This is a genomic window from Pseudaeromonas pectinilytica, assembly GCF_054780855.1.
This window is the reverse complement of the sequence record NZ_BAAGVN010000026.1, coordinates 1-24,868: the sequence shown is the minus strand read 5'-3', so window position 1 is coordinate 24,868 and position 24,868 is coordinate 1. Positions and strand designations below refer to the sequence as shown.

At 59.1% G+C, this 24,868-nt stretch carries 22 protein-coding genes; 15 read left to right on the top strand and 7 right to left on the bottom strand.

Going from position 1 to position 24,868, the window contains the following annotated elements; all coding sequences use genetic code 11:
• Positions 1–120: 120 nt before the first annotated feature.
• The 4 genes from ACYVG7_RS02150 to ACYVG7_RS02135 form a co-directional block, all read right to left on the bottom strand.
• A complete protein-coding gene (locus ACYVG7_RS02150; protein ID WP_460881602.1) occupies positions 121–1,917 on the bottom strand; it encodes an aminopeptidase P family protein in 1,797 nt (598 codons plus the stop codon).
• A gap of 147 nt (positions 1,918–2,064) precedes the next feature.
• The gene (locus ACYVG7_RS02145) at positions 2,065–2,970 is read right to left on the bottom strand and encodes a DMT family transporter (RefSeq protein ID WP_460881601.1); all 906 of its coding nucleotides are present in this window, start codon (positions 2,968–2,970) and stop codon (positions 2,065–2,067) included.
• Positions 2,971–2,973: 3 nt separating this feature from the next.
• Positions 2,974–3,615 carry a hypothetical protein gene (locus tag ACYVG7_RS02140; protein ID WP_460881600.1) on the bottom strand — a complete coding sequence of 214 codons (642 nt, stop codon included), beginning with the start codon at positions 3,613–3,615 and terminating at the stop codon, positions 2,974–2,976.
• A gap of 128 nt (positions 3,616–3,743) precedes the next feature.
• A complete protein-coding gene (locus tag ACYVG7_RS02135; protein ID WP_460881599.1) occupies positions 3,744–5,729 on the bottom strand; it encodes an ATP-binding protein in 1,986 nt (661 codons plus the stop codon).
• 173 nt (positions 5,730–5,902) lie between these two features.
• Here ACYVG7_RS02135 and prlC point away from each other — a divergent pair, with 173 nt between their 5' ends.
• Positions 5,903–7,942, top strand: a complete 2,040-nt coding sequence (gene prlC / locus ACYVG7_RS02130; RefSeq protein WP_460881598.1) for an oligopeptidase A — start codon at positions 5,903–5,905, stop codon at positions 7,940–7,942.
• 70 nt (positions 7,943–8,012) lie between these two features.
• Here the strand turns inward: prlC and ACYVG7_RS02125 are convergent, their stop codons facing one another.
• On the bottom strand, positions 8,013–9,245 hold the full coding sequence (locus tag ACYVG7_RS02125) for an MFS transporter (RefSeq protein ID WP_460881597.1): 1,233 nt from the start codon (positions 9,243–9,245) through the stop codon (positions 8,013–8,015).
• Between the two features lie 359 nt (positions 9,246–9,604).
• Here ACYVG7_RS02125 and ACYVG7_RS02120 point away from each other — a divergent pair, with 359 nt between their 5' ends.
• Positions 9,605–10,567, top strand: coding sequence for a LysR family transcriptional regulator (locus tag ACYVG7_RS02120; RefSeq protein ID WP_460881596.1), 963 nt, complete (start codon positions 9,605–9,607; stop codon positions 10,565–10,567).
• Between the two features lie 350 nt (positions 10,568–10,917).
• Here ACYVG7_RS02120 and ACYVG7_RS02115 read toward each other — a convergent pair whose 3' ends face one another.
• Positions 10,918–11,178 (bottom strand): hypothetical protein, encoded by a 261-nt coding sequence (locus ACYVG7_RS02115; protein WP_460881595.1) that lies wholly within the window; start codon positions 11,176–11,178, stop codon positions 10,918–10,920.
• 64 nt (positions 11,179–11,242) lie between these two features.
• Between ACYVG7_RS02115 and ACYVG7_RS02110 the strand changes: the two genes are divergently transcribed.
• The 13 genes from ACYVG7_RS02110 (at position 11,243) to ACYVG7_RS02050 (ending at position 24,295) form a co-directional block, all read left to right on the top strand.
• Complete coding sequence (locus ACYVG7_RS02110; protein ID WP_460881594.1) at positions 11,243–12,022, top strand: lysine/arginine/ornithine ABC transporter substrate-binding protein; 780 nt, start codon at positions 11,243–11,245, stop codon at positions 12,020–12,022.
• 54 nt (positions 12,023–12,076) lie between these two features.
• Positions 12,077–12,763 carry an ABC transporter permease gene (locus ACYVG7_RS02105; RefSeq protein WP_460881593.1) on the top strand — a complete coding sequence of 229 codons (687 nt, stop codon included), beginning with the start codon at positions 12,077–12,079 and terminating at the stop codon, positions 12,761–12,763.
• The gene (locus ACYVG7_RS02100; protein ID WP_460881592.1) at positions 12,760–13,476 is read left to right on the top strand and encodes an ABC transporter permease; all 717 of its coding nucleotides are present in this window, start codon (positions 12,760–12,762) and stop codon (positions 13,474–13,476) included. The genes ACYVG7_RS02105 and ACYVG7_RS02100 overlap by 4 nt, the downstream gene beginning before the upstream one ends.
• A 20-nt stretch (positions 13,477–13,496) precedes the next feature.
• Positions 13,497–14,279 carry a histidine ABC transporter ATP-binding protein HisP gene (gene hisP / locus ACYVG7_RS02095; protein ID WP_460881591.1) on the top strand — a complete coding sequence of 261 codons (783 nt, stop codon included), beginning with the start codon at positions 13,497–13,499 and terminating at the stop codon, positions 14,277–14,279.
• A gap of 31 nt (positions 14,280–14,310) precedes the next feature.
• On the top strand, positions 14,311–15,312 hold the full coding sequence (locus tag ACYVG7_RS02090; protein WP_460881590.1) for a GlxA family transcriptional regulator: 1,002 nt from the start codon (positions 14,311–14,313) through the stop codon (positions 15,310–15,312).
• A gap of 91 nt (positions 15,313–15,403) precedes the next feature.
• The gene (locus tag ACYVG7_RS02085; RefSeq protein ID WP_460881589.1) at positions 15,404–16,621 is read left to right on the top strand and encodes a bifunctional succinylornithine transaminase/acetylornithine transaminase; all 1,218 of its coding nucleotides are present in this window, start codon (positions 15,404–15,406) and stop codon (positions 16,619–16,621) included.
• A gap of 5 nt (positions 16,622–16,626) precedes the next feature.
• A complete protein-coding gene (locus ACYVG7_RS02080; RefSeq protein WP_460881588.1) occupies positions 16,627–17,667 on the top strand; it encodes an arginine N-succinyltransferase in 1,041 nt (346 codons plus the stop codon).
• Positions 17,668–17,739: 72 nt separating this feature from the next.
• A complete protein-coding gene (gene astA / locus ACYVG7_RS02075; protein ID WP_460881587.1) occupies positions 17,740–18,765 on the top strand; it encodes an arginine N-succinyltransferase in 1,026 nt (341 codons plus the stop codon).
• Positions 18,766–18,767: 2 nt separating this feature from the next.
• Positions 18,768–20,264, top strand: coding sequence for a succinylglutamate-semialdehyde dehydrogenase (gene astD / locus ACYVG7_RS02070; protein ID WP_460881586.1), 1,497 nt, complete (start codon positions 18,768–18,770; stop codon positions 20,262–20,264).
• Positions 20,264–21,598: an N-succinylarginine dihydrolase gene (gene astB, locus ACYVG7_RS02065; RefSeq protein WP_460881585.1), complete on the top strand. Its 1,335-nt coding sequence runs from the start codon at positions 20,264–20,266 to the stop codon at positions 21,596–21,598. Before astD ends, astB begins: the two co-directional genes overlap by 1 nt.
• A gap of 42 nt (positions 21,599–21,640) precedes the next feature.
• Positions 21,641–22,654, top strand: coding sequence for a succinylglutamate desuccinylase (gene astE, locus ACYVG7_RS02060; RefSeq protein WP_460881584.1), 1,014 nt, complete (start codon positions 21,641–21,643; stop codon positions 22,652–22,654).
• Between the two features lie 197 nt (positions 22,655–22,851).
• On the top strand, positions 22,852–23,499 hold the full coding sequence (gene nfsB, locus ACYVG7_RS02055; RefSeq protein WP_460881583.1) for an oxygen-insensitive NAD(P)H nitroreductase: 648 nt from the start codon (positions 22,852–22,854) through the stop codon (positions 23,497–23,499).
• Positions 23,500–23,899: 400 nt separating this feature from the next.
• The gene (locus ACYVG7_RS02050; protein ID WP_460881582.1) at positions 23,900–24,295 is read left to right on the top strand and encodes a pentapeptide repeat-containing protein; all 396 of its coding nucleotides are present in this window, start codon (positions 23,900–23,902) and stop codon (positions 24,293–24,295) included.
• A gap of 6 nt (positions 24,296–24,301) precedes the next feature.
• On the opposite strand, the gene ACYVG7_RS02045 is transcribed toward ACYVG7_RS02050, so the two are convergent.
• Positions 24,302–24,868, bottom strand: a 567-nt coding sequence (locus ACYVG7_RS02045) for a transposase (RefSeq protein WP_460881581.1), incomplete at its 5' end; no start/stop codon positions are given.

Sequence of the window (24,868 nt, the reverse complement as noted above, 5' to 3'; positions counted from 1 at the left end):
CTGCGGATTCTACCAATTTGCCGGGGTAGCGCCAGCTTTTGCCGCCGGGATACCGCGACCGCTCGTTATCATGACCAGAAAAAAGCCGCGTTTCCGCGGCTCTGGTCACTCAATTGCGGCTTAAATCGCCGCAGTCGCCTGCAGCAGCCAGCCCATCTCGTGGTCGCTGAGGTGGGACTTTACCGCATCCCGTACTTCGGCGTGGTAGCTGTTGATCCAGGTGATTTCACTGTCGCTGAGCAGGCTCTTGTCCAGCAGGCGCACATCAAATGGCACCAGGGTCAGACGGCTGAAACGATACATGGGGATTTCGCTCGGCTCATCGCTGGTCTCCACCACCAACAGGTTCTCACAGCGGATGCCGAACGCCCCTTCCCGGTAGTAGCCGGGCTCGTTGGAGATCACCATGCCCGGTTCTAGCGGCACTAGCGAGCCCTTGCTGGCGATCCGTTGTGGCCCTTCATGGACGCTGAGGAAGTGGCCCACGCCGTGACCGGTACCGTGGTCGTAGTTGTAACCGGCTTGCCACAGCGGCATCCGCGCCAGAACGTCCAGCTGGATGCCGGCGGTGCCTTTCGGAAAACGTACCCGATCGATGGCGATGTGACCCTGCAGGACGCGGGTAAATTGTTGCCGCATCTCGTCCGTGACCTCGCCGACCTTGACGGTGCGGGTGATATCGGTGGTGCCTTCCAGATACTGGCCGCCGGAATCAATCAGGTACATACCATCCTGACCAAAGGCACGCGGAGTGCCGTTGGTGTGGTGGTAATGGCACATGGCGGCGTTGGGACCGAGAGCTGAAATACTATCGAAGCTGGGCTCGATGTAGTTTTCCTGCTCTTCGCGGAAACGAGTCAGTTGATCCGACAGTGTGCCTTCATCGGCTTCCAGTCCTTTATCCGTTTGCCGATCCAGCCACGCCAGAAACCGGCACATGGCCACGGCATCTTTCTGGTGGGCCAGACGCATACCCGCCAGTTCAGTGGCATTCTTGCAGGCTTTGGGCAGCATGCAGGGGTCTTGACCCTGAACCAGAGTGGCGCCGTGTTCTTGCAGGGTGAGCTGGGTCCAGGCATTGGTGGTGTCGGCATCGGCCTGCACCTTGAGACGATCTTCCCCCATGCGCTTGAGTACGGCACCCAGTTTTTCCAGCGGGTAGACAGAAACATCATTGCCGACATGCTGGCTGAAGGCGTTGCAATCGAGCTTGTCGGTGTCGATAAAGAAATCGACGCTGACATTGCTATAAATGACGGCAAAACAGAGCACCACCGGGAAGCAGGGGATATCCCGACCGCGAATATTCAACAGCCAGTTGATAGATTCCGACTGAGAGAGTAAAGCGGCGTCCAGACCTTGCTGCCGCAGCTTGCTGGCGATCGCTTCGCGCTTGGCGAGGCTGCCTTGGCCGCTGAACTGCTCGGAATAGATCATCATCTCGGCCTTGCTCGGCGCAGGACGATCTTGCCACAGCTGATCGATGGGGTTTTGTTCCAGACAGACCAGTGAAATCTCTTTCTGGGCCAGAATGGCGCTCGCCTTTTGGTACCAGGTCAGGCTATGCAACCGGGGGTCGAAACCGACTTTTTGCCGACGATCCAGTTGTCCTTGCAGCCACTCCAGATGGGGTTGATCCACCAGATGTTGGTAATGGAACAGCTCGGCCGGCGCCTGCTGACGGGCCTGGACCGTGTAGCGGCCATCGACAAACAAGGTGGCGCTGTCGGCAAATAGAATCGCCAGCCCCGCAGATCCGGTGAAACCGGTCGCCCAAGCCAGGCGTTCGGCCTCGGCAGGCAAATACTCGCCCAGATGTTCATCATCGTGAGGGATGATCAGCGCATCCAGCGCGTGGGATGCCATATAAGCACGCAGGGCCGCGAGGCGCGAGGCGATGAGTTCATGAGTCGTCATGGTAAAAACCTGATCATTGCTTGAAGTCTGCACTGCCATTAGTAGCAGGTGGGCGAGAATATCATAAAACCCCGGGCCGTCTGCCTGTGCAAGCGTCGAGATGTGCAAAAAAACACCATTTTTGCCACAACTTTTTCTGTGGTGGAATCAATGGGTGTCACTCGATTCTTTCTTTCGCCAGCCGGGCCATTGCTGTACCAGCAGTGCTGCCACAATCAGTAACAAGCCGAGCGGAGTCGCAGGGGCTATGGGTTCATGCACCAGCCAGCGCAGCAGCAACAACGATATAAACGGCGACAGAAAGATCAGATTGCTGATGTGGGCGGCTTGTCGGGCGTGACGCAGAGCCAGCAACCAGAGCAAAAATGCGATGCCCATCTCGAACAGACCGACATAGATGGCGCCGAGCCAGCCTTGCCAGGCTCGCAACTCGAAGTCCGCCAGCACGCCACAGGCCAGTAGGGTAAATGGCAGGCTGCAACTGAAGGTCAGAAACAGACTGAGCAGGGGCTCCGTGGTATTGCGCGTATTCAGGATCCAGTAGCTGGCCCAAATCAGGGTCGAAGCCAGGGCCAACAGCACGCCGTAGCCCGAGTCGAAGTTCAGGCTGAACGGTGCTCCGCGGGTGGCGATGATCAAGGCGCCGAGATAAGCCAGGGCAATGGCCACCCCATCGAAGCGATTCAGCCGTTGTTTGAGAAAGGGCACCGCCAGCAAGGAGAGGGCGATAGCCCAGGTATAATTGATGGCCTGGGCCTGCTGAGCGGGCAATAGTCGATAGGCTTCAAACAGCAGCAGGTAGTAGAGCGCCGGATTCAGTAGCCCGAGGCTGATGAAAAACAACGGTCGGCGACGCAGGGTGGTCAGCGCCAAGCCGAGCTTGCGCTGACCGGCCAGCAGCCCACCCAATAGCAGCACAGAGGTGACGCTGGCGACCAGTAACAACTGGCTGGGGGTGAAGAACTGCAAGGAGAGTTTGAAGGCGCTGGCGACCGTTGACCACAGCAGCACTGTGGCCAGTGCATACAGCCAGGCTTTGCGCTGATTGGGCATGGTTTATTCCACCGGCGTGACGCGATAGTAGCGGCCGCTGGCATCCATGAAGAGGCCATCCTCGCTCTGGGTGAGGATCAATTGTGGTGTCAGGCTCTTGTTACGACGATGCAGGATCACCAATAGCAGAGTGAAAAAGCCGACCAGAATACAGAGCACGGACGAGGTGCGCACCAGCCAACCGGCATAAACACCACCGACGATGGCATAACTGAGCAAGCCACCGAGCAGCAAGCTGCTGGCCCGGGTCAGCGGGACTAGCACCCGCTGTTTCCAGCCCTCGAGTTTGATGAGCGAGGGCAACAGGCAGTGGGTGTAGACCAGGGTCCAGACTAGGGTGACCCCCGTCACTTGCCAGTAGTGGGGACTGTGGATATCCAGCCACAACAGGGCGAGTAACAGACAGGCGCTGAGAATGCCTAGCCCGATGCCGCACCAGGCCAGCCAGGGTTTGGGCACTTCGTGACGGCAGGTCAGGCAGGTGATGGCATTGAGACCGGCTGCAAAGCCGATCAGTGCGGTAAGCAGTGCTTTGACTTCGCCCCAACCCAGCTCGCCGGTGATCAGCACATAGATGGCCTGGAGGGCCACCAGACTCAAGAGCACGATCAGTCCGGTGGTGAAATAGCGTCGAATCAATGGCATGGCATTCTCTCGTCTGGCAGGGTCATCCCCGGATGCGGGCATGACATGATAATCCAGACCGTCAAAACCCGGCACAGGATCTTGCAGCAATCCTCAGCCTGTGCCGGTGGACCTTGGTGATTCGTGGCTCAGGCGGCAATCTCCTGGTCGTTCTTATCCAGTGGTAGACGGATCTGGAAGCGTGCGCCTTCACCCACCTCGCTGTCACAACTGATGCGCCCTTTCATCAATTGCACCACCAGATTGTAAACAATGTGCGTGCCCAGACCGCTGCCGCCCTGACCCCGTTTGGAGGTGACGAAGGGGTCGAAGATGCGGGGTAGTATCTTGGGGTCTATGCCGCGGCCATTATCGCGATAGTCAATCAGCAACTCGTGGTCGAGCTGTTCGATATGGATTTCAATCTTCTTCGGTTTGTCCCAATCCTCGAAGCCATGGTGGATAGAGTTGAGGATCAGATTGGAGTAGATCTGGGCAAAGGAGCCGGGATAAGAGTTCACCGTCAACTTGGGATCGCAGTGAATGTCGACTTCGGCCTGGCTCTTTTTCAGTTTGTGGCCCAGCGACATCACCACCTGATGCAGGTTATCAGCGACATTAAACTGGTAGTGCGCCTGGGAGGATTGATCCACTGCGACCTGTTTGAAGCTGGAGATCAGCTCCGAGGCGCGGCGCAAGTTGTTTTGCAGCAGCATGGTGGACTCATCCAGCGTGTGGATCAGCTCGGTCAGGTAACTACGGGAGAGCTGCTTGTCGTCGATTTTGCTCTGGAAGTCCTTGATCCGCTCCTGAAGGAAGGAGGCGGCGGTGACACTGATCCCGACCGGAGTGTTGATCTCGTGGGCGACCCCGGCCACCAGGGAACCGAGGGAGGCCATCTTTTCCGATTCGACCAGGGTTTGTTGGGCCACCTTCAGGTTGTCATAGGCCTTGGCCAGCTGTTCATTGCTCTCCTTGAGGCTGCGGGTGCGTTTATCGACCTTGGCCTCCAGCTCTTCGTTGAGGCGAATAATCTCCCGCTCGACCCGTTTGAGCGGGGTGATGTCGTACCCGAAGGCGATGCGGTATTTCAGATCCGGCCCCTCATAAAAGGGGACAAAACTCCACTGCAGGATCAACTCTTCGCCTTGCTGATCCAGGGTGGTGACCTCGCGGTTCTCCAGTACGCCAACCTGCTCCAGCTCTTTGGTCAGCAGCTCGCGCTCATCGACCGAAACGAAACGCTCCGGCCACGGCAGACCCAGCATCTCCTGCTGCACATAGCCGGTGAGCAGCACCGCTGCCGGGTTGACGGTGACGATGCGCAACTGGGTATCCAGACAGCAGATCACCAGGTTAGAGGAGTTGATGAGGGTGGTGGAGAAGTCGCGCTCCTGCTGCAGCTTTTCGGTCATCAATTGTCGGGAGGCAAATTCATCGGCCAGGGAGATGCGCATGCGGTTGATACTGTTGACCAGCAAATCCAGTTCATCGAGTTTCTTCGGGCTCCGAGGGCGATTTTCCAGCTCCAGCGGCGTTTCCAGATGGCCGAGGGAGAAGGTTTCGGTATAGCTGGCGATACGGTTGAGATGGCGAATGACCTTGTAGTAGAAAATCAGCAAGATACAGAACGAGACAATCAGCGTCTTGAAGGTCTGGGAGATCATGATGATCACCGACTTTTCCAGCAGGCGGTGATAGATCATCTCCAGCGAGGAGGCGACAAACAGCTTGCCGACCTTCTCGCCCTGATAGACCAGATCAAATTCCCGGGAAATATCGTAACTGGGTAACTCCTTACCCAGGGACTGCAAGCGGACCTGGCTGTCGCCCATCGCCTCCTTGACCTCGACAAACTGCATGGCCGGCAGGTTCATGATGCCTTCGAGTTGTACCTGGATCTGCTCTTCATCCAGATTCCATAGGCTGGAGGCTATGGGTTGCAGAAACGAGGCTTCGATCTGGTTGAGACTGCTCTCGACCATGCCGCGATCCTGACGGTAGTCCCAGAACAGCTGCAGTGTGGTGATGAGGACTGCGAGCAGGGTACTACAGGCCAGGATGTAGGAGAGCAGCCGGAAGGAGAGGCTGTGGCGGGCCGAGGCCTTGAGGGCTTTCGAGAGTGAACTGGACATGGCGTTCCTGTCTTCGAATGAATGCTGACCAAGCGATATACAGAGTTTATAACCGCTTGGGCCAGTAACAAGTCAAGGGATGCTTGATAATTGGTGACACTGCCTACATCTTAGTGATCCATAAGGTTTTATCCGTGAGGCGTATCTCTTGCGGGCTAAGGAGTTGTAGCACTATGTCGAATCCCCTGTTGTCCATGGAAGGGCTGCCTTCGTTCAGCCAGATCAAGCCCGAGCATGTCAAACCGGCCATCGAACAGGCGATTGCCGATTGCAAGGCGCGTATCGCCGAAGTGCTCAAACGATCAGAACCCCAGACCTGGGATAGCCTGGTCGCCCCCCTCGAAGAGGTGGACGATCGCCTGGGACGCATCTGGTCACCGGTGTCGCACCTGAATTCTGTGCTCAACTCCGCCGAGTTGCGCGAGGCCCACGATGGCTGTCTGCCGTTGCTTTCCGAATACCAGACCTTCGTCGGTCAACACGAAGGGCTTTATCAGGCCTTTCAGCAATTGGCGGCCAGTGATGAATATCCGCGTCTGAGCGAGCCTCAGCGCAAGCAGATCGAAAATACCCTGCGCGACTTCCGCCTCTCCGGCATTGGTCTGCCCAAAGAGCAGCAGCAGCGCTATGGCCAAATTGTGGCCCGGCTCTCCGAGCTGGCCTCCAATTTCAGTAATCAGGTGATGGATGCCACCCTGGGCTGGCAGCGTCAGGTGCTGGACGAAGCCGAGCTGGCCGGACTGCCGGAATCCGCCCGCGCTGCCGCCAAACAGGCCGCGACCAGTCGCGAGCTGGAAGGCTGGCTGTTTACTCTGGACATCCCCTCCTATCTGCCGGTGATGATGTACAGCGAGAACCGGGCACTGCGTGAGGAGCTGTATACCGCCTTTGCCACCCGCGCTTCCGACCAGGGTCCGAATGCCGGCAAATGGGATAACTCGCCCTTGATGGACGAGATCGTGGCGTTGCGCCATGAACTGGCGCAGCTGCTGGGTTTTGCCACCTATGCCGATTACTCGCTGGCGACCAAGATGGCCGAGCGTCCGCAGCAGGTGCTGGGCTTCCTGAATGACCTGGCCGAACGTTCCCGGCCCCAGGCACAACGGGAGCTGGCCGAATTGCGGCAGTTTGCTGCCGAGCAGTTTGGCGTCACCGAGTTGGCGGCCTGGGATCTCTCCTTCTATGCCGAGAAGCTGAAACAACATCGCTACGCCATCTCCGATGAGGTGTTGCGTCCCTACTTCCCGGCTCCGCGGGTCATCTCCGGGCTGTTCGAGACGGTACGCCGCCTGTTCGGTTTGCGCATCCAGCCGCGTTTGGCGGTGGAGACCTGGCACCCGGATGTGAATTTCTACGATATCTACGACCGCGATGGCGAACTGCGCGGTAGCTTCTATCTGGACTTGTATGCCCGTCCGCACAAGCGCGGCGGAGCCTGGATGGATGATTGCCTCGGCCGTCGCTTCCGTCAGGATGGCTCTCTGCAGCGGCCGGTGGCTTATCTGACCTGCAACTTCAATGGCCCGGTCGGTGACCAACCGGCGCTGTTTACCCACGACGAAGTGGTGACCCTGTTCCACGAGTTTGGTCACGGCATCCACCATATGCTGACCCAGATCGATGTGGCCGGGGTGGCGGGGATCCACGGTGTGCCTTGGGATGCGGTCGAGTTGCCGAGCCAGTTTATGGAAAACTGGTGCTGGGAACCCGAGGCGCTGGCCTTCCTCTCCGGTCATTATCAAACCGGTGAACCTCTGCCCCAGGCCGAGCTGGATCAGCTGCTGGCGGCCAAGAACTTCCAGTCGGCGATGCAAATGCTGCGTCAGCTGGAGTTCTCGCTGTTCGACTTCCGTCTGCATCACGAGTTTGACCCGGCACAAGGCGCTCGAGTCCAGGCGGTGCTGAATGATGTGCGCAAGCTGTCGGTGTTCCCGGCGCCTGCCTTCAACCGCTTCCAGCACAGCTTCTCGCACATTTTTGCCGGTGGTTATGCGGCCGGTTACTACAGCTACAAGTGGGCGGAAGTGCTGTCGGCAGATGCCTTCTCGCGCTTCGAGGAGGAGGGGATCTTCAACGCCAAGACCGGCGCGGACTTCCTGCATCAGGTGCTGGAGATGGGGGGCTCCCGCTCCCCGATGGCATTGTTCCGCGCCTTCCGTGGCCGGGAGCCGACCATCGATGCCCTGCTGCGCCACAGCGGCATCACCGGCTAACCCTGATTCGATCGGTTACATCCAACCCGGCCATTTGCGCCGGGTTTTTTATTGTGGTGTGCCGCCGGGTCTAGGCCTGTTGGCGCCGGATCCATTCATCGGAGGCCGGGATCGCGTGATGCCCGAGTTGCACCAGCAAGGCCAGCAAGAGCGCGCCGATGAACAGGATGCAGCCGAGCTCGGGCAAGGTATTGACCCCGGCATGAAGCAACAGGGCGCTGCCTAAGGAGGCGGTCAGCATCTGGCCGGCACCGGCCAGTGCGGTGGCGGTCCCGGCCTTGCGCCGGAAGGGCTCGAGCAGACAGGAAAGCGCATTGGGAAACGCCATGCCGGTGGCAAAGGTAAACAGGGCTTGGCTTGCCATGACACTCCAGGGGGTGGCGGGTAGGGCGCACATGGCGACACCAGCCAGTCCTTGCAGCAGGGCCGCTTGCCAAAGCACCTGCTCCTGGCTCAGGTGCTGGCGCAGGCGATTGGCCAGCGCACCACCCAGCATCAGGGCGGCGGCGGGTAACAGGGTCCAGTAGCCGTAGGTTTCGCTATCGACCCCCAGTTGCCGCTGCATGATGAAAGGGATGAGCGAGAGGCTGAGGATCCCCAGCCCATACTGGATCCAGACAATCCCCGAGTAGCAGCAAAAATGGCTGTTGGCCAACAACTGCCGGTACTGGCGCAGTATGTCCCGGGGGCTCGGGCCCTGCGCCACGGCGGTATGGGTCTCGGCAAAGCGCCAGCCAACCAACAAGACCAGCAGCACCAGATATCCAGCCATGGCAATAAACAGGCTTAGCCAGCCACAGCGTTCGGTCAGCAGGCCTCCGGCCAGAGGGGCCAGGGTCGGAAACAGCGCCATCATGGTGCCGAAATGAGACATCACCTGACGCAGACGCGCTCCTTCGAACTGATCCCGCAGACTGACCCTGGCTATGACCGAGGCACCACCGGCCCCGATCCCCTGCAGCAGGCGTCCGGTCAGAATGGCCCCTAAGGAGTCATGGCCGATGAGGCAGATCAGCACTCCGGCCAGCGCCAGCAAGAGCCCGGAGAGCAGCACGGGACGGCGGCCATAGCGGTCGGAGAGCGGACCATAGAGCAGTTGGCTGGGACCAAAGCCCAACAGGAAGGCCGACAGCAACCACTGGACCTCCTGACCGGAGACGGCGAGGGATTCGCCCATCACGGGTAATGCGGGCAGTATCAATCCGACTCCGGATTGACCGACGGCGATCAGCAGGCAGGAGAAGGCAACCGGAGTCCATCCCAAGCGGGAATGGACAGCCGGGGAAGGCTGTTGAGGGTTCATAGTGGACTCGGCACTGGCTACAGAAATAATCTTGGCTGGGCTCATTTTTTAGCGGATCCAACGGGTATCTGGCCCACTCTCCCGTTGATGTGGCGATTATTGAGCTCGAATGCAGACCTGTCTAACGAGTAATTTGCATGGCCTGTGATAGAAGATTTCGTTCACCCCCTGTGGTTGCGCTTATTCGCTGCCGCGGGACATGCGCGGGTTCAGGTGGCCGCCATCTCAATAGTTGGCCCGTAACCTGCAGGTTGCTGCAGATGCACGGCGCGGTCGCCCTGACCGGGCCAACCCCCATGTATTCATCCTGATGAGGCGCCATCTGCCGTGACAGGCGCTCGGGTTGTTTGGAGATCGATATGCAGGTTCGAGTGCTGGAGACCTTTCTTTGGGTTGCCAGATTGAAGAGTTTTCGCCTGGCCGCCGAGCGGCTGTTTCTGACCCAGGCGACGGTATCGCACCGGATTGCGGTACTGGAAGAGGAGTTGGGGGTTCGGTTGTTTGTGCGCGACAGCAAGGGGGTGACGTTGACCCCGGATGGCGAGCTGGTCCGGGAGCATGCCGAACGCCTGGTCAGTCAGAGTCACGCACTCCAGCAAGCGGTTGGTGCGGCGCGCCAGGGCAAGGGCAAGATCCGCATCGGCGTCATAGATTCTGTGGTCTACACCTGGCTGACGGCGCTGGTGGCCGCTATCTCCGCCCGTTTCCCCCATCTGGAGCTGGAGTTGACCTCGGACAGTGCCCGCAGTCTCAGCCACCAGTTGCAAAAAGGATATCTGGATATCGTCTTCCAGACCGATCTGTTGCGGTTGGATGCGGTGGAGAACCTGGAGCTGGCGCGCTATCCCATCGGCTGGATTGTGGCCAGCGCATCACCACTGAACCGCGATTATGGCTCGCTCGCCGAGTTGGCCCAGGAGCGGCTCATCACCTTCGGTGCCCACTCGCGTCCCCATCAGGATATTCTCAGCCTGCTGCATCTCAATGGCATAGTGGCGCCGCGAGTGAACTGTGTGAACTCCTTTGCGGCCATGGGGCGACTGATCGAGGATGGCTTCGGGGTCGGGGCTATCCCGCCAGTCCTGGTCCGCGAACAGCTGCAGCAGGGCAAACTCACCTTGTTGCAGGTCGGCGATGGCTCCCACCATGGACTCTCCAGCCTGTCGCTGGTGGCTTCCTGGCGTCTGGGCTCCGGCCTGGAGTTCTGTCAGGAGATAGTGGCGCTGGCCAGCCAGATTGTGCAGGAGTTCGCGTTGCAGGTTGGGGATAGCTTTGTGGCGCCCGTGCTGCACCCGCCGCTTTGTGCTGTGGGTGAGAAATAACCATCCTGGATCCGATTATTTCGGCAGAAAATCAGTCGCAACTGAAGTGCATGCCGGAATATATATTCACTCTGTCGCTGATCTATATTTTCCGGTCGCAAATCCGGTTTATTTTTAAATATATCCCTATTGAATCCTGATTAGCACCATTCAACTTCACCGCTATAGTTCCGTCCATGCAATATCCTGGGGCTGAGGGCGAACCTCAGTGAATAGGGCGAACCCCAGTGAATAGGGCGACGGTATCGGGCTGCATAAGCGCAATGACGCATTTTAAAATCTAGGGTAGATCCCGCCTTGTTCCGATAAAGAGTGCATCATTTGCGGCTTAATGCGATTTATTATGCGGCTTATGATTGTTTTTGCAGCAAGAGCCGCTGGTGGTCTGATGCGCGGTTTGCACTGTTATGGGGTTCTCTCTTGGCCATGGGTTGGGCGCTCTGCCGCATTTCAGGGAATAGCCTGGTGGGCCGATTTAAATATCTTGCGGGCCGAATCTGAATGGGCTGAGGAATATTCAGCGGATTAATGAGTTTATATTCACCCTGTATCCAATAGTTATTCAAAGGATATTTATTGCCCAGTCCGGATAAAAAGCCCATGTATGCCATGGCATACATCCTGCTCTATTCCCTGATGTGGATCCTTTATTCAATCAAGTCAGGGAAAATAAACATGCGTACTCTGTTAAAGACTCTTTGCCTGCTGTCGGCTGCCGTGAGCGGAACTCTGTTGGCTGCCGAACCTCTGGAACTTCGCCTCGGGGTCGAGCCCGGTTATGCCCCCTTCGAGATGAAGACCCCCGATGGTGCACTGGCTGGTTTTGATATCGATCTGGGCACTGAGCTGTGTCAACGGATCCAGGCCAAGTGCCGCTGGGTCGAGAGTGACTTCGACGGTCTGATCCCCGCCCTCAAGGCCAAGAAGATCGATGCCATCCTCTCCTCCATGTCCATTACCGAGCAACGGCAAAAAGAGATCGACTTTACCGACAAGCTGTACGGAACCCCGGCCCGTCTGATTGCGGCCAAGGGCGCAACTCTGGCGCCGGAAGCGGCAGCCTTGCAAGGCAAGCGTGTCGGTGTGTTCCAGGGCACGACCGCAGAAACCTATGCCAAGGCGTTATGGCAGCCGAAGGGCGTCGAGGTAGTGGTCTACCAGAGCCAGGATCTGGTGTATGCCGATCTGGCTTCCGGTCGTCTGGATGCCGCCTTCCAGGATGCGGTTGCCGCCAATGAAGGTTTCCTCAAGCAGCCCCAGGGCGCTGAATTTGCCTTCAGCGGCCCGGAAGTCGCGGATGCCAAGTACTTCGGCGTCGGAGCCGGGATTGGTCTGAACAAGGGTCAGGACGAGCTGAAAGCCAAGCTGAATGCTGCGCTGGCCGCCATGCTCAAGGACGGCAGTTACCAAAAGATTGCCAGCAAGTACTTCGACTTCGATATCTACGGTAAATGAGAGTAACGGGCGGGCCTCTGGCCCGCCCGGGATCCGGCGCAAAGGGAAGTCGTTATGCTATATGGATATGAAAAGGTGGTGTGGCAAGGCGCCCTGGTGACCCTGCAGCTGGCCTTGTTGGCGGTGATGGTCTCGGTGCTGCTGGGGCTGCTGGGTGCGAGCGCCAAGATGTCCGGACGGCGCAGCCTAGTGGCGTTGGCCCAAGTCTATACCACGCTGGTGCGGGGGATCCCCGACCTGGTGCTGATGCTGTTGATCTTCTTTGGTCTGCAGATCGCCGTGAACCAGCTCACCGAGTGGCTGGGCGTGAGCCAGCTGGATATAGATCCCTTTGTCGCGGGTGTCCTGACCATAGGTTTTATCTACGGCGCCTATTTTGCCGAGACCTTCCGCGGTGCCTTTATGGCCATCCCCAAGGGGCAGGCTGAAGCTGGGCTGGCTTATGGATTCAGCGCCTGGCAGATTTTCCATATCATCACTTTTCCGCAAATGATGCGCTTTGCCCTGCCGGGCATAGCCAATAACTGGCTGGTGACCCTCAAGGCAACGGCCCTGGTCTCGATTATCGGCCTCGCCGATGTGGTCAAGGCGACCCAGAACGCCGGTAAGGGCACCTTTCACTTTTTCCTGTTTACCCTGGTGGCCGCCGCCATCTACCTGCTGTTTACCACCCTCTCCAACCTGGTGTTTTACTGGCTCGCCCGCCGTTATGGCGCCGGTGTGCGGGAGGCGCAGTTATGATCGAATTGATGCAAGAGTACGGCAAGGCCTTCCTCTGGAGTGATGGTTACCACTTCAGCGGGGTGGCCGTGACCCTGTGGCTGCTGGTCATTTCTGTGGTGGCCGGTTTTTGTCTGGCCCTGCCGCTGGCCGTCGCCCGGGTCTCCCGGCGCAAGGCATGCTGGCTACCTGTGTGGTGCTTTTCCTATCTGTTTCGCGGTACGCCGCTCTATGTGCAATTGCTGGTGTTCTACTCCGGGGTCTACTCCCTGAGCTGGGTGCGGGAGGTGGATTTTCTGAACTGGTTTTTCCGCAGCGGCTATCTGTGCACCCTGCTGGCTCTGACCCTGAACACCTGCGCGTACAGCCTGGAGATTTTCGCCGGCGCCATTCGCGATCTGGCCCATGGCGAAGTGGAGGCGGCCCGGGCTTATGGCTTCAGCGGCTGGCGTCTCTACCGGCACATTATCCTGCCTGCGGCGTTGCGCCGGGCGCTGCCGGCCTATAGCAACGAGGTGATCCTGATGTTGCATGCCACCTCGCTGGCGTTTACCGCTACGGTGCCGGATATCCTGAAAGTGGCCCGGGATGCTAATGCCGCTACCTATCAGCCGTTTTACTCCTTCGGCCTGGCGGCGCTGATTTACCTGCTGATCTCCTTCGGGCTGGTGGCGCTGTTCCGGCTGGCAGAACAACGCTGGCTGGTCCATCTCAAACCCATTACTCACCACTGATGTCACGGAAACTAGAAGCGATGCAGAACATGCAGGATTACAAGCTGGCGGTGAAAGAGCTGCACAAACAGTACGGCAACCACAAGGTGATCAAGGGAATTTCCTTGCGCGCCAAGGCGGGGGATGTGATCAGCATCATCGGCTCCTCCGGCTCGGGCAAGAGCACCTTCTTGCGCTGTCTGAACTTTCTGGAGAAGCCGAGCGAGGGCTCCATCTACATCAATGGCAAAGAGATCCGCATGGTGCGGGATCTGGATGATCAGCTGAAGGTATTTGACCCTCAGCAGCTGCAGCTGTTGCGCACCAAGCTGACCATGGTGTTCCAGCATTTCAACCTGTGGAACCACATGACGGTGCTGGATAACGTCATGGCGGCTCCCCTGCATGTGCTGGGGGTGAGCCGGGAAGAGGCCCACGATAGAGCGATCCGCTATCTGGAGAAGGTGGGGATCGATGAACGGGCCCGGGCCAAGTATCCGGCTCATCTCTCCGGCGGGCAGCAGCAACGGGTTTCCATTGCCCGGGCCCTGGCCATGGAGCCGGAGGTGTTACTGTTCGACGAACCGACCTCGGCGCTGGATCCCGAGTTGGTGGGCGAAGTGCTGCGCATCATGCAGCAGTTGGCCGATGAGGGAAAAACCATGGTGGTGGTGACCCATGAAATGGGCTTTGCCCGCCATGTCTCCAACCATGTCATCTTCCTGCATCAGGGGGTGATTGAGGAGGAGGGACATCCGGATGAATTATTTACCAACCCCAAGAGTGAACGTCTGCAGCAATTTTTATCCGGGGCCTTGAAATAATCAGGGCTCCATTATTGGTCGAGTGTTCATAATGCCGTATATCACAGATCCCGAAGCGACGATTCATGTCGGGATCTATATTGCAAGTTCCTGCTCCATGCTGTCGCTGGGCGCTATACATTCACCCCTGGAACAGGCGAATTTATTATTAGGCTATGAGCGATACAAGATCTTTTATATTGCAGATGTGATGCCCTGCTTCACTATTTCTGGCCGTATCTCGGTGGCGATTGATTATTCCATTGATGATACGCCCGAGTTGGATTTTTTATTTATTGTCAGTGAGCAACTTCCGAATGAGAAAATAACGCTGCGCAGCCGGAAATTCCTGCAGCGTCTGGCGGCCCACTCCAGCACCCGGCTGATCGGTGTCCAGCTCGGCGGCTATTGGCTGGCGGCGTCGGGTCTGGTGCAGGACCAGGGATTGATCCTGCACTGGCAGGGGGTGCCGGCCAGTGCAGAACAGTTTCCGGAGCTGGCGCTCAGTGACCGGATCCTGGATCTGGAAAGCACGCGCGCCAGTTGTGCCGGTCAGGCCTCTATTCTGGATTTCATGCTGCATCTTATTGAAAAACAGGATGATGAAGAGCTTGCGGCCCAGATTGCCGAGTGGCTCTGTCTAGCGCGGATCCGGCAGGCTGACGAACCGCAACGTCAGCCGGTTCTGCAGCAGGGCGGCGAGCTGCAACCCCGATTGCAGCAGGCGCTGCAGTTGATGGCAGAGCATACCGAGGAGCCGCTGGCCACCGAGGATATTGCCCGACGGGTGAATCTATCCCGGCGTCATCTGGAGCGGTTATTCAAGCGGGATCTGGGCAACATGCCGGCGCGTTATTATCTGGAATTGCGTTTAAAACGGGCTCAGCAATTACTGCTGAGTAGTAATAAATCCATTATCCAGATCGGTCTGGGTTGCGGATTTTCCAGTGGCCCGCATTTTTCCAGTGCCTATAAATCATTTTTCAATTTAACGCCCCGAGATGAACGTAATCGCAAATTAAAAGCCCCATGCCAGGCTAATGAATTAGGGTGAAAATATAACTATAGGTCGCGTTTATGTAATTCCAGTTTTGCCGCTGGATATAGAATGACTCTACTCCAATTCGCCTTATATCGAGGTCGCCATGTCCAGCCGTGAAGCTGTTTCCCGTCAAGCGTTTGATGATTATTTTATTCCGATGTTTGCTCCCGCACCTTTTATTCCGGTGCGCGGTGAAGGCTCCCGGGTCTGGGATCAGGCCGGACGGGATTATATCGATTTTGCCGGTGGTATCGCGGTCAATGCGCTGGGCCATGCCCACCCTGAGCTCTGTCGAACCCTGCAACAGCAGGCTGGGCAACTGTGGCATCTGGGCAATGGTTATACCAACGAACCCGTGCTGCGTCTGGCCCGGCAACTGGTCGAGGCCACCTTCGCCGACAAGGTCTTCTTCTGCAACTCGGGCGCTGAAGCCAACGAGGCGGCGCTGAAACTGGCGCGCAAATACGCCCATGACAAGGCCGGAGCCGGGAAATGCGAGATTGTCGCCTTCAGCAACGCCTTTCATGGCCGCACTCTGTTCACCGTCAGCGCCGGTGGCCAGCCCAAATATGCCCAGGATTTTGCCCCCTTGCCGGCCGGGATCTTCCATGTCCCCTATAACGATCTGGAAGCGGCCCGTGCCGTGATTGGTCCCCGTACCTGTGCTGTGATCGTCGAACCGATCCAGGGCGAGGGGGGCGTGGTGCCGGCGGATCTCGCTTTCCTGCGCGGCTTGCGCGAACTCTGTGATGCCCAGGATGCGCTGCTGATATTCGACGAGGTGCAGACCGGGGTGGGGCGGACCGGTGCCCTCTACGCCTATATGGAATATGGCGTGACGCCGGATCTGCTGACCAGCGCCAAGGCGCTGGGCGGCGGTTTCCCCATCGGCGCTCTGCTGGCCACCAACCGCCATGCGACGGCGCTGTCCGTCGGTAGCCACGGCACCACCTATGGCGGTAACCCACTCGCCAGCGCTGTGGCTGACACCTGCCTGTCGATCATCAATACCCCTGACGTGCTGGCGGGAGTTCGCGAGCGGCATGAGTGGTTCCTGCAAGGGCTGGCTCAGATCAACGCCCAGTACTCCCTCTTCAGCGAGATCCGCGGCCGTGGCCTGCTCATCGGTTGTGCCCTGGCTCCCGCCTATGCCGGAAAGGCCAAGACGCTGACCAATTACGCCGCCGAGGTCGGTCTGCTGGCGCTGATTGCCGGGCCGGATGTGGTGCGCTTTGCGCCATCACTGATTATTCCTCAGGCCGATGTGGAGGCCGGACTCGAGCGTTTCGCGCTGGCGGTTGCCCGTCTGGTACAGGGATAACCGCCATGGTGCTGCTGCGACCCGCCCAGCTGGCCGATCTGCCCCAGATAGAGCAGCTTGCCTTGGCCAGCGGCCCCATGGTCTGCACTCTGCCGGTCAGTCGTGACCATCTGCGGCAGAAGATCAGCCACTCCCTGGCCTCGTTGCGCGCCGATGTGCAGGTGCCGGGTGAAGAGAGCTACTTCTTCGTGCTGGAAGAGCGTGCCAGCGGCCGCTTGCTGGGGACGGCGGCCATCATTGCCCAGGCGGGGTATCGGGAGCCGTTTTACGCCTACCGCAACGATATCCTGATCCACTCCTCCCGGGCGTTACAGGTGCACAACCGCCTGCATGCCCTGACGCTGGCCCATGACCTGAGCGATCACAGCCAGCTCTGCTCCTTCTATCTGGATCCCGAGTGGCGGCAAGGTCACTGGCCGCAACTGCTGTCGCTGGGGCGTCTGCTGTTTATCGCCCAGCATCCGCAGCGGTTTGCTCCGGATCTGGCGGCTGTCATGCCCGGGGTGGCGGATGGTCAGGGGCGCTCGCCCTTCTGGGAGCAGGTGGGGCGGAAGTTTTTCGGCATCGAGTACAACCAGGTCGAGTACTACCACGGGACTCGCAACAGGACCTTTATTGCCGAGTTGATGCCCCATCATCCCCTCTATGTCTCCCTGCTGGCCGAAGAGGCCCAGGCAGTCATGGGACAGGTGCATCCGGATGCCAGCCTGCAATTTGAACTGCTGGTCGAACAAGGTTTCGAGGCGGATGACTACATCGAGATTTTCGATGCCGGCCCTGTCCTCACGGCGCGCCGCGGGCTGCTGCAGAGCTGGCAGCACAGCCGTGTCAGCCCCCTGGTTGCGGTCGAGCCGCTGTGCCAGCCCATAGAGGCCGGTCACACCCGGTATCTGCTGATGAACGATCAGCTGGAGAACGTACGGGCCCTGGTGGCGCCACTGGCCGATCCGCAGCAAAACCCCCTGGTGTTGAGTCCGGATCTGGCGCGGGATCTGGGAGTCCGGGTGGGGGACGACGTGCGCTGGTTACCCCTGCCGGAGCAGTAGCAACCATTGCGCTCGGCTGTGCCCATGTTTGTCCATTTTTCGTTTTAAATTCAATGCACAAGGATAGTTATCATGATGCTCATTCGTCCGGTGCGGCGCGATGATCTGGCCGCGATCACCCGACTGGCGGCTAAGACCGGGGTCGGTGTGACCTCGCTCCCCCTCAATGAAGAGCGCCTGCTGGCGCGGATCGAGCGAATGCTCGCCAGCTGGGATGAGACAGCCCCCCTGGCCGAGCAGGGCTACCTGTTTGTGCTCGAGGAGAGCGAACAGCAGCAGGTGGTGGGGATCAGTGGTCTGGAAGCGGCGGTCGGGCTGGCCGAGCCCTGGTACAACTACCGGGTCGGGACTCTGGTTCATGCCTCCAGGGAGTTGAGCGTCTACAGCCAGATGCCGACCCTGTTTCTGAGCAATGACCATACCGGCTACAGCGAACTCTGCACCCTGTTTCTGGATCCGGAGTTCCGGCACAGCAAGAACGGCCAACTGCTCTCCAAGGCGCGTTTCCTGTTTATGGCCGCGTTTCGCGAGCGTTTTGCCGACAAGGTGATAGCCGAGATGCGCGGTTACTCCGATAGTGACGGCTGCTCCCCCTTCTGGGAGGGGCTGGGACGCCAGTTCTTTGCCATCGACTTCTCCGAGGCTGATTACCTGACCGGCATTGGCCAGAAATCCTTTATCGCCGAGTTGATGCCCAAGCATCCGCTGTATGTGGATTTTCTCACCCCCGAGACCCGGGCCGTGATTGGTCAGGTGCATCCGCAGACCGCACCGGCCCGCGCCATTCTGGAGAGCGAAGGGCTGCGCTACGAAGGGTATGTGGATATCTTCGACGGCGGTCCGACTCTGGAGTCCTATGTCAGCGAGATCCGTGCCGTACGCGACAGTCGGGTACTGCCGGTGCGCCTCGGCACGCCATCGACCGAAGGGCCCCTCTATCTGCTCTCCAATGATCGCTTCACCCAATTCCGCGCCCTGCTGGCCCACATCTCGCTGAGTGATGATGCTGTTGTGTTGTCAGCCGAGACCGCCGCCGCCCTGCACGTCACAGCAGCGGATACAGTCCGCTTCGTCCCCCTGTTTGCCGAGGAGAAATAGGCATGTTGCATCCTTCCGTGTTGATTAATGGCTCCTGGCACCATGGGCTGGGCCCGCGGTTTAGCAAGTTCGATCCGCTGGACGAGAGCCTGCTGTGGCAATCCAACTCGGCCAGTGCCAGTGATGTCGGGCTGGCCGTCGACGCGGCCCGCACCGCGTTCCCGGCCTGGGCGCGCCGTCCGCTGGCCGAGCGGCAGGCGGTGCTGGCCCGCTTTGCCGAATTGCTGGGCGAGCATCAGAGTGCGCTGGCCCAGGTCATCTCCCGGGAGACCGGCAAGCCGACCTGGGAGGCACTGACCGAGGTGCAAACCATGATCAACAAGGTGGCGATCTCGCTGCAGGCCTATCAGGAGCGGACCGGTGAGCGCAGCATGGCGATGGCGGATGGCGCGGCTGTGTTGCGGCATAGACCCCATGGTGTACTGGCGGTGTTCGGGCCCTATAACTTCCCCGGGCATCTGCCCAATGGTCATATAGTGCCCGCCTTGCTGGCTGGTAATTGTGTGGTATTCAAGCCCAGCGAGCTGACGCCCTGGACGGCTGAAGAGACCATGAAGCTATGGGTGGCGGCCGGGTTGCCGGATGGGGTGTTGAATCTGGTCCAGGGTGGGCGGGAGACCGGCATGGCGCTGAGTGCCCATCCTGGCGTCGATGGCCTGCTGTTCACCGGCAGCGCGGGAACCGGTTATCAGCTGCACCGCCAACTGGCCGGGCAACCGGAGAAAATACTGGCGCTGGAGATGGGCGGCAACAATGCGCTGATCGTCGAAGGCTATGCCGATCTGGATGCCGCCGTGCTGCTGACGATCCAGTCGGCGTTTATCTCCGCAGGTCAACGCTGTACCTGTGCCCGCCGCTTGCTGGTCAAGCGCGGTGCGGCGGGTGATGCCTTTCTGGCGCGCCTGGTGGCGGTGACTTCTGAACTGGCGATCGGACGCTGGGATGCCACGCCTGCGGTCTTCATGGGCCCTGTGATCTCGAATCAGGCGATGCATGCTCTGCTGGCGGCCCAGGAGCAGTTGCTGGCTCGCGGTGCCCGGGCACTCTTGCCGCTGGCGCGGATCGGTGAGCGGGGCGCCTTGCTGCGACCCGGTATTCTCGAGGTGACCTCTGTGCTGCAGCGGCCGGATGAGGAGTATTTCGGCCCCTTGCTGTGCGTGGTGCGCTACGACAGCTTTGACGAGGCGCTGGCGCTGGCCAACCAGACCCGCTTCGGGCTAGCGGTCGGGCTTCTCTCGCCGGAGCGTGCCGATTACGAACGCCTGCTGCTGGAGGCCCGGGCCGGGATCGTCAACTGGAACAAACCGCTGACCGGCGCGGCCAGCAGCGCGCCGTTCGGCGGCATCGGGGCTTCGGGTAACCATAGAGCCAGCGCCTACTACGCCGCAGACTACTGCGCCTGGCCCATGGCCTCCATGGAGAGCGAGTCCATCTCGCTGCCAGTGACTCTGCCCGCCGGGGTTGTCTTTCCGGCTGAAGCCGCCCAAGGAGCCGTTTAATGTCTGCCTATGAAGTCAATTTTGATGGTCTGGTGGGGCTGACCCACCACTACGCCGGGCTCTCGTTCGGGAATGTGGCCTCGACTCGTAACCAGCAGGCGGTGGCGAATCCGAAACTGGCGGCCCGGCAGGGGCTGCTGAAGATGAAGCAGCTGGCGGATCTGGGATTTGTGCAGGCGGTGTTGCCGCCCCATGAAAGGCCCCAGGTCGATCTGTTGCGCCAGCTGGGATTCGGTGGCACGGATGCCCAGGTGCTGGCCCGCGCTGCGCAGCAAGCGCCACGTCTGCTCTGCGCCGTCAGTTCGGCTTCGGCGATGTGGACGGCCAATGCCGCGACCGTTTCACCCTCCAGTGATACTGCCGATGGCCGGGTGCATTTCACGGTGGCCAACTTGAATAACAAGTTCCATCGCGCCAGCGAGGCGCAAACGACCGGTGCCATGCTCAGGGCCATCTTCCGCGGCGAGTCCTTTGTGCATCACGAGCCGCTGCCCCAGGTGGCCATGTTCGGGGACGAGGGGGCGGCCAACCACAACCGCCTCTGCGGTGAGTATGGCGAGGCCGGGGTCGAGGTATTTGTCTATGGTCGTTCGGAGCAGGGCGAACTGGCCCCCCGCCGCTATCCGGCCCGCCAGACCCGGGAAGCCTGCGAGGCGGTGATGCGGCTGCACCAGCTGGATCCGGATCGCTGCGTCTTGCTGCAGCAGGATCCGGAGGTCATCGATCAGGGGGTATTCCATAACGATGTGATTGCGGTCAGCAATCGCAACGTGCTGTTCCACCACCAGCAGGCCTTTCTCCATCAGGCGCAGGGACTGGACGAAATCCGCCGCAAGCTGGCGCGGCAGGGGCATGATCTGGTGTCGATTGCGGTGCCGGCCGAAGAGGTCTCGGTCGCCGATGCGGTGGCCACCTATCTGTTCAACAGCCAGCTGCTGAGCAAGCCGGATGGTCGCATGGTGCTGGTGGTGCCGGAAGAGTCGCGCCAACATGCCGGGGTCTGGCGTTACCTGAGCGGCCTGATCGCCAGCGGCGGCCCGATTGATGAGGTGAAAGTCTTCGATCTGCGGGAGAGCATGCGCAATGGCGGTGGACCGGCCTGCCTGCGGTTGCGGGTCGTGCTCAACGACGCCGAGCTGGCGGCCATTGCCCCCGGTGTGCGGATGAACGATACCCTGTTCCAGACACTCAATCAGTGGGTGGATCGTCACTATCGGGATCAACTGACCGAGGCCGATTTGGCCGATCCGCAACTGCTGATCGAGAACCGCCAGGCGCTGGATGAACTGACCCGGCTGCTGGGCTTGGGCTCTATTTATCCGTTTCAACGTTAACCGACTTGAGTGCACGGGGAGCCATCCCCGGCGGGAGACCCGATGAAGCAATTTCTGCAGATGACATTGGCCGGAAAGACTCCGGAAGCCACCCGGGGGCGCACGGCACAGTTGAGCTGGCAATGGCATGGTCATGGTCTGCTGGAGTTGCAGCCGCACCAGCCGCCGCTGCGGGATCTGGTGTTGTCGGCGGCCATTCACGGCGATGAGACAGCGCCGGTGGAGCTGCTGATGACGCTGCTCGATGAGCTGCTCTCCGGTCGTCGGACGCTGGCAGTCCGCTTGCTGCTGATCCTGGGCAACCCGCCTGCCATGGCGGCCGGATGTCGCTATCAGCAGCTGGATCTGAATCGTCTGTTCGGTGGCCGTTACCCGCAGGGTGCCACAGCGGGCGCAGCTCCGGTCGAGGTGGTGCGGGCCCGCGAGCTGGAGTCGGTCTTGCAAGCGTTCTGGCCCCATCCCTCGACACGGCCGCGCTTGCATTATGATTTGCACACCGCCATTCGCGGCTCCCTGCATCCGCGCTTCGCCCTGTTGCCCTGTCAGCCGCGCCCCTATGCCGCCGAGCTGTTGGCCTGGTTTCCTCAGGCCGGGATCACGGCTCTGGTCCAGCACAACCGGCCCGGAGGCACCTTCAGTCACTACAGCAGCGAACAGTTTGCCGCTGCCAGCTGCACGCTGGAGCTGGGCAAGGCGCGTCCCTTTGGCGCCAATGACCTGGCCGAGTTTGCCGGTGTGGCCGCGGCGCTGGCGGCCCAGGTCAGCGGCGACTTCTCCGCGGATGTTCGCCGTGCCGAACATGAACTCCAGGTATTCCGCGTCAGCCAGGAGTTACGAAAATTGAGCCCGGATTTCCGTCTGGCGTTTGATGGCCAGGTCCTCAATTTCACACCCTTTCCCCAGGGTAGCCTGTTGGCCGAGGATGGCGAGACCTGCTATCGGGTCGAGGCGGCCGAGGAGTATCTGTTGTTTCCCAATGCCGGGGTGCGGCCCGGCCTGCGGGCCGGCTTGATGCTGGTGCCGCAGCCCTTCTCGGCGCTGTTTACCAGAGTATGAGCGAGGCAAACGGCGGGTTAGGGGCCGGGCTGCCAGGGCGGCTCTATCGTGCAACAGGTGATGGGAGTACCGTCGATTATTGACGGATAAGCAGCAGAGTTTAGCTAAAATCGGTCATTATCCGGGGACTTATCCGGTGTAGTATGACGCTGATTCGCTTCCTAATTTCCCTCTCGATCCTTGCAAGGAGATGCTTGATGAATATTGCCGAACTGGTGCGCAGCCGCCACACCTGCAAAGCCTATGATGCCCAGCGCCCGCTCAGCGAAGAGCAACTGGCGCAACTGCAGGAGATCCTGCGGTATAGCCCCTCGTCGGTGAACTCCCAGCCTTGGCACTTCTTCCTCGTTACCTCCGAGGCGGGCAAGGACAAGCTGGTGCCGGCCCTGACCGAACACAATATGGAGAAGGTGCGCAGCGCCCCCTTGACTGTAGTCATCGCCACCAAGACCGAGCTGGATGACGACCACCTGCAGGCTCTACTGGCGCAGGAAGATCTGGATGGTCGCTTCGGCGGCAATGAGGAGGCCAAGAAGGGTGCCGATGGGGCGCGCCGCTACTATGTCGGTCTCAACAGCACCTCAGCCCAGAAGCAGCAGGAGTGGATGGCTCGTCAGGCCTATATTGCACTCGGTTTCCTGCTGATGGGGGCCGCGACCCTGGATCTGGACGCCACGCCGATCGAAGGCTTCTTCCCCGAGAAGCTGGACGCCGCCCTCGGCCTGACCGAGCTTGGCCTCAAGAGCGTCGTCGTCGCCAGCGTCGGCTATGGCAGCGAGCAGGACTTCAACGCCGCGCTGCCCAAATCCCGGCTGCCTGCCGAGCAGGTGCTGACCCGGCTGTAAGCTATTCACTCTAAGACACTCACCGCGTTCAGGCGGTGGGTGTTTTTTTGTCTCTCTACCCGGCGCTCTGTGTTGCCGTCGCGCTTGGTCCCGTTTTGCCCGGGCTCTGGCGTCTGACCGAACGCCGACGCGCGTGAATACATCCCTGTAGCTCGAAGGCGGCATCCCTGCCGCCCACGGTCGGCTTATCGTCCACCCGCCAACCTCGGCATCTTATTCACCCCAAGTCACTTTGTTCCGTCGCTTTTTGATATACCGCAAACATTGGCAGCAAGTTTTTGAATACTCTCTGAGAATGGTGTCGTATGAATTTTCCAATGAGCAGGGCATAGTCGACAGGGCGCATGGATGTTCTACAAAAACAGAAATGTGATTGGTTTTTTTATTTTTAGGAGGACTGGTGGCAAATTCTGAACATGTAAAAATATTTAAACAAGGAGCTAAAGTATGGAATGAATGGAGGGCTGCCAATCCAACTGTTCGACCTGATTTGTCTGATGCTAATTTTGAGTCAGATTTGCATACATATAAATCAACGTATGACTGTCCAGAATTTACTGGGTACGATTTGTCGAGATCTAACTTAAATCGAATTGTAGCGAGAAACTCATCATTTACAAATTGCTTTATTGCTGGGAGTGATATCAACTTTTCTGATTTATGCTTTTCGTCTTTCAATAACTGTATTTTTAATGAAGCATCAATTGCTGTGAGTAAAATTGGTTCAGCAAGTTTCAATAAATGCGACTTTGAAAATGCAAATTTATCGTACTGCACTGCAGAAGAAACTAAATAGCTGATCCTAATTTCGCTCCAGTTGCATAAGCCCATGTCCATTACCGGGGAACGGGGCGGCATGATCCAGGAAGTAGAACACGCGACGTAATAACTCACCCAATGTGCGGCATTGGTGGTTCCGGGTGATCGTTTCATGGAGGGCATGCCACGGCCGCTCAATCTGGTTCACCCATGGCGAATACACCGGCTGAAAAAGCACGATGAACTTCGGATTTTTTGCCAGCCATCGCTGTGCTTTTTTGCTCTTGTGGATGATGTAGTTATCCAGGATCAGCGTGATGCTCTTGGCACGCCGATAAGTCCGCTTTAGTGTTTGGAGCAGTGACAAGAACAAGTCCGTGTCTTTGCTATCGCTTNATCGCTGTGCTTTTTTGCTCTTGTGGATGATGTAGTTATCCAGGATCAGCGTGATGCTCTTGGCGCGCCGATAAGTCCGCTTTAGTGTTTGGAGCAGTGACAAGAACAAGTCCGTGTCTTTGCTATCGCTTGCCACATAGGTCACGTTACCTGTTCCGGCATGCAGGGCGCCAGCGAGGTAATGTTTGCGATTCTGGCCCGGCGTTGCCACTTT